Annotated in this window: 3 protein-coding genes and 3 pseudogenes; 3 read left to right on the top strand and 3 right to left on the bottom strand. The window is 72.0% G+C overall.

Translation table 11 applies throughout. From position 1 onward, the window contains the following. Nucleotides 1–650: pseudogene (locus R6V09_RS47620) on the top strand (sigma-70 family RNA polymerase sigma factor); the annotation flags it as partial. On the opposite strand, the gene R6V09_RS47615 reads toward R6V09_RS47620, so the two are convergent. After that, nucleotides 632–1,015 (bottom strand): winged helix-turn-helix transcriptional regulator, encoded by a 384-nt coding sequence (locus R6V09_RS47615; RefSeq protein WP_317887690.1) that lies wholly within the window; start codon nucleotides 1,013–1,015, stop codon nucleotides 632–634. The pseudogene R6V09_RS47620 and the gene R6V09_RS47615 overlap by 19 nt on opposite strands. Nucleotides 1,016–1,045: 30 nt before the next feature. Here R6V09_RS47615 and R6V09_RS47610 point away from each other — a divergent pair, with 30 nt between their 5' ends. Next, nucleotides 1,046–1,717 carry an NADPH-dependent F420 reductase gene (locus R6V09_RS47610; protein ID WP_317887689.1) on the top strand — a complete coding sequence of 224 codons (672 nt, stop codon included), beginning with the start codon at nucleotides 1,046–1,048 and terminating at the stop codon, nucleotides 1,715–1,717. On the opposite strand, the gene R6V09_RS47605 is transcribed toward R6V09_RS47610, so the two are convergent. Both R6V09_RS47605 and R6V09_RS47600 read right to left on the bottom strand, forming a co-directional pair. Continuing rightward, a complete protein-coding gene (locus tag R6V09_RS47605; RefSeq protein WP_317887688.1) occupies nucleotides 1,701–2,387 on the bottom strand; it encodes a glycerophosphodiester phosphodiesterase in 687 nt (228 codons plus the stop codon). The genes R6V09_RS47610 and R6V09_RS47605 overlap by 17 nt on opposite strands. A 37-nt stretch (nucleotides 2,388–2,424) precedes the next feature. Then, a pseudogene (locus tag R6V09_RS47600) lies at nucleotides 2,425–3,552 on the bottom strand (adenosine deaminase). 350 nt (nucleotides 3,553–3,902) lie between these two features. Here R6V09_RS47600 and R6V09_RS47595 point away from each other — a divergent pair. Continuing rightward, nucleotides 3,903–4,136, top strand: a pseudogene (locus R6V09_RS47595) (hypothetical protein); the annotation flags it as partial.

The following is a 4,136-nucleotide window of genomic DNA, read 5'->3' as shown; positions in this document are numbered from 1 at the left end:
CCCCGTCGAAGACGACCATTGCCCCCTACGGCTCGGTCGTCGACGCGGCGGACCAGGCCCCGGACACCAACACCCCGCCCGCGGCGCTCCCGCACCGCCCGGCCTCCGGCCTCGCCAGCACCGGCGGCGCGCACGCCACCATGAACCACCGCGGGGACAACGTCACGCTCAGCGGCCAGGGTTACGTCCTCGTCCGCTGGCAGATCTCACCGCAGTACCGCTCCGGCGCGCTGGTCATGCCGAGTTGGACCGCTCTGAAGGGCAAGCTCTTCCACGTGGCCTCGGGCGGCGGTCGCCGCATGGACGACCCGGTCAGCACCACCGACGCCACCGCCACCGGCATGGGCAGCAAGACCACCGGCTACGACGTCCTGCCCACCGGCACCCAACAGATGTGGCAGAACGAGTACTTCTACGTCGACGGCAGCGTCACCCTCACCGTCAACGAACGCGGCGCCGACTACGGCCTGAACGTCTTCCCCACCACCTGGGACGCCGTGGAGCAGGACATCACCACCGGCCCCGCCCAGGGCGCGACCCGCTACGGCCTGACCCGCGACACCGGAAAGGACAACGCCCCGGTACCCCAGTTCGTCACCCGCACCACCCCGGCCGACCCCGCGACGGTGGCTCAGGCCTCCCGAGTCTGACCGCCCCGCATGTGGTCGTCCTGCGCGGCCATGACCTCGTCCCCGTGCTCGAAGGCCCAGGCCCCGAACGCGTCGATCGGTTCGAGCAACGTCCGCCCCAGAGCGGTGAGTTCGTACTCCACCCGCGGCGGCGAACCACCGTAGGACCGACGCGCCACCAGCCCGTTGAACTCCAGCCGCCGCAGCGTCTCGGTCAGCACCTTCTGGCTGATCCCGCCGATCTGCCCACGCAGCTCACCCGGCCGCCGCGGACCGTGCCGCAGCGCCCACAGCACCACGCAGTTCCAGGTGTTGCCCAACAGGTCGAAGGCGAGCCGGGCCCGGCAGTCGGCGAGAAACACGGGTTCGGAGGTCACGCACCACATGGTGCCCGAGCCGCTTCCTACAGTCGTGCCATGCGGATAGGAATTCTCGGTACAGGCGGAATGGCGGACGCGCTCGGCGCGCAGTGGCTCCGGTCCGGACACGAAGTACTGTTCGGCGGACGGGACTTGGGGCGGGCGGCGGCACTCGCGCGGCGAAGAGGCGGAGCGTTCGGCAGCCTCCACCAGGCCGCCGACTTCGGCACCGACGCCGTACTGATGGCACTGCCGTGGCAGGCGGCAGTCGAGGTCGCCCGCCAACTCCCCCTCGCCGGGCGCGTGGTGATCGACTGCACGAACCCGGTCGGCGCGGGCTTCCGCCTGCTCACCGCGGGCGCCCCCTCCGCCGCCGAACAACTCGCCATCGCCGCGGGCCCCGAGGCCCACGTCGTCAAGGCGTTCAACCTCTGCCACGAGGACGTCTGGCGCCTGACACCCCCGGTGTTCGACGGCCGCCCCCTGGGCGTCCCCCTGAGCGGCGACGACGAGCAAGCCCTCGCGGTCGTACGGCAGTTGGTGCGGGACGTGGGCTGCGAACCCTTCACGGCGGGGGAGTTGGACCAGGGCGCGGCGCTACTGGAGGCGACGGCCGCGCTGCTCATCCGGTTGTGGGTGGGGGAGGGAGTGGACGCTCAATCCATCGCCCCGCCGGGGGAGTCGGCGGGGCCGCGCGACCCGGCCGCTGCCCTCACCCGTTCTTCCTGAGCCCGCACAGGACACCGACACGGTTGGTGGTGATGGAGTCGACGCCCAGGTCGAGGAGCCTGCGCATCGAGCGTCGGGTGTCCGGGGTCCAGACCGACAGGAGGTAGCCGTCGCGGTGGACGCGGGCGACGAGGTCCCGGTCCACCAGTGTGAAGCGGTAGTTGAGCCAGCGCGGCCGTACCGCGTCCAGCACCGCGGGACGCGGCGGCGCGAGTGAGGTCCAGGTCAGGGCGATCTCCGCGGAGGCGTCGGCCGCGCGCACGGCGAGCATCGTGTCGGCGCCCGCGCAGTAGTAGGCCCGGTCGTCCGCCCCGTACTCGCGGATCACGTCCACGACCCGGCGCACGGCCCGCGGGTCGGCGGCGCCGGGCAGGTCGACCATCACCCGGCTGCCCTCGGTCGCGGCCAGCGCCTCCACCAGCGTCGGCACCCCGCCGTCCGTGAGTCCGCGCACCTCGTCCGCCGACAGCGACTTCAGCGGCCGGTCCACCTCCCACAGCCGTTGCAGCGTCTCGTCGTGCAGCAGCACGGGCACGCCGTCACGGGTCACTCGTACGTCGAACTCGACGACGTCCGCGCCCTGTTCGAGCGCGGAACGCAGCGAGTCGACGGTGTTCTCACGGGCACGGTAGGGGTCGCCGCGATGGCCCACGGCGGTCACGTTCTCCATGGGCCCATTCTGCTGGTTGGCGCGGGAGCGCCGGCCGTCAGGGCGCGAGCCACGCCGAGGTGTAGGTGTCGATCTCGTCGGTGATGCGGGACTTCCCGGCCGCGTCGAGGAAGGAGGCCGCCACGGCGTTCTTCGCGAGGTCGGCGACACCGCGTTCGTCGAGGTCGAGGAGGCGGGCGGCGACCGCGTACTCGTTGTTCAGGTCGGTGCCGAACATCGGCGGGTCGTCGGAGTTGATCGTCACCAGTACCCCCGCCCGGGTGAACTCCTTGAGCGGGTGCTCGTCGAGCGTGCGGACCGCGCGAGTGGCGATGTTGGAGGTCGGGCAGACCTCCAGCGCGATGCCGTGCTCGGCGAGATGGGCGAGCAGCTTGGGGTCCTGCGCGGAACTGGTGCCGTGTCCGATGCGCTCGGCGCGCAGCTCGTTCAGGGCGTCCCACACCGTCTCGGGTCCGGTGGTCTCACCGGCGTGCGGCACGGAGCGCAGGCCGGCCGCGATGGCCCGGTCGAAGTACGGCTTGAACTGCGGCCGGGGCACCCCGACCTCCGGCCCGCCGAGCCCGAACGACACCAGTCCCTCGGGCCGCAGCCGGTCGTCGGTGGCGAGCCGCACGGTCTCCTCGGCGGCCTCCAACCCGGCCTCACCGGGAATGTCGAAGCACCACCGCAGTACGGTCCCGAACTCGGCCTCGGCCGCCTTGCGGGCGTCCTCGATCGCGTCCATGAACGCCCGTTCGTCGATCCCGCGCCGCGTCGACGAGAACGGCGTGATGGTCAGCTCGGCGTACCGCACCTGCTGCCGGGCCATGTCCCGGGCGACTTCGTAGGTCAGCAGCCGTACGTCTTCAGGCGTCCGGATGAGGTCGACCACGGACAGATAGACATCGATGAAGTGCGCGAAGTCCGTGAAACTGAAGTAGTCGACCAGGGCCTCGGGGTCGGTGGGCACCGTGGAGTCGGAGTGCCGGGCGGCAAGCTCCGAGACGATCCGCGGGGAGGCGGAGCCGACGTGATGGACATGCAGCTCGGCCTTGGGCAGCCCGGCGATGAAGGCATGCAGCTCACGGGCCTGACCGGCGGCGGGTACGGCGCTGTGGTCGGACAAGGTTCCTCCCCGGAACGGCGCCCCGGGCAGTGCCGTACAGGACGCGGGTGATCGGCTGATCGATGAGTCGGGATCATCGTAGGCCGGGGTGGGCGGGGACGGGCGTGGGGCTGGTTGGGGCGGGGGGTAGGTCCGGGGCCGGCGGTGATGACGGTGGACCACGGACGGCGGCGGGGGCGGGGGCTTATGGCGCCGGTCGGGTCCGGTGGTGCCGTTCATGGTGTCCGGCGGGCGGCTGATCGTGCCGGTTCGGACAAGTGGGTGTCCTCCGTGGCGATGGCCGGGCAACGCGCGGCTGGTCGCGCCGGCCGGGACCCGTGGTGCCCGCGGCCGCTTCTGTGGCGGAACGGTCAGGGGAACGCTCTAGCATGGTCCGCCTGACGGTCGACCGACGGGGACGGGGACGGGACATGGGGGACCAGACACAGCCGGACGGCGGCGCGGGAGCGAACAACGACCCGTGGGCGCCCCCGGAGAGCAAGCCATCACTGGAGAAGGGCGCACAGCCGCCCGCCCCCGGGCCACAGCCCTATCCGCCCGCCCCCGGCCGGCAGCAGCACCCGCAGGACCAGCCACCCGCCGCCGGCCAGCAGCCTCCGTCGCAGTCGTCGTCCCTGCACTACCAGCCCACCATGACCGCCCTC

The sequence above is a fragment of the Streptomyces sp. W16 genome (assembly GCF_033194735.1).
Lineage (GTDB): Bacteria > Actinomycetota > Actinomycetes > Streptomycetales > Streptomycetaceae > Streptomyces.
The sequence above is the reverse complement of the archived record's forward strand: the minus strand, read 5'-3'. Positions and strand labels throughout refer to the sequence as shown.

Bases quoted from the DNA above. Each gene is read 5' to 3' on its own strand.
- R6V09_RS47615 (WP_317887690.1), bottom strand. From the start codon at position 1,015: ATGTGGTGCGTGACCTCCGAACCCGTGTTTCTCGCCGACTGCCGGGCC.
- R6V09_RS47610 (WP_317887689.1), top strand. From the start codon at position 1,046: ATGCGGATAGGAATTCTCGGTACAGGCGGAATGGCGGACGCGCTCGGC.
- R6V09_RS47605 (WP_317887688.1), bottom strand. From the start codon at position 2,387: ATGGAGAACGTGACCGCCGTGGGCCATCGCGGCGACCCCTACCGTGCC.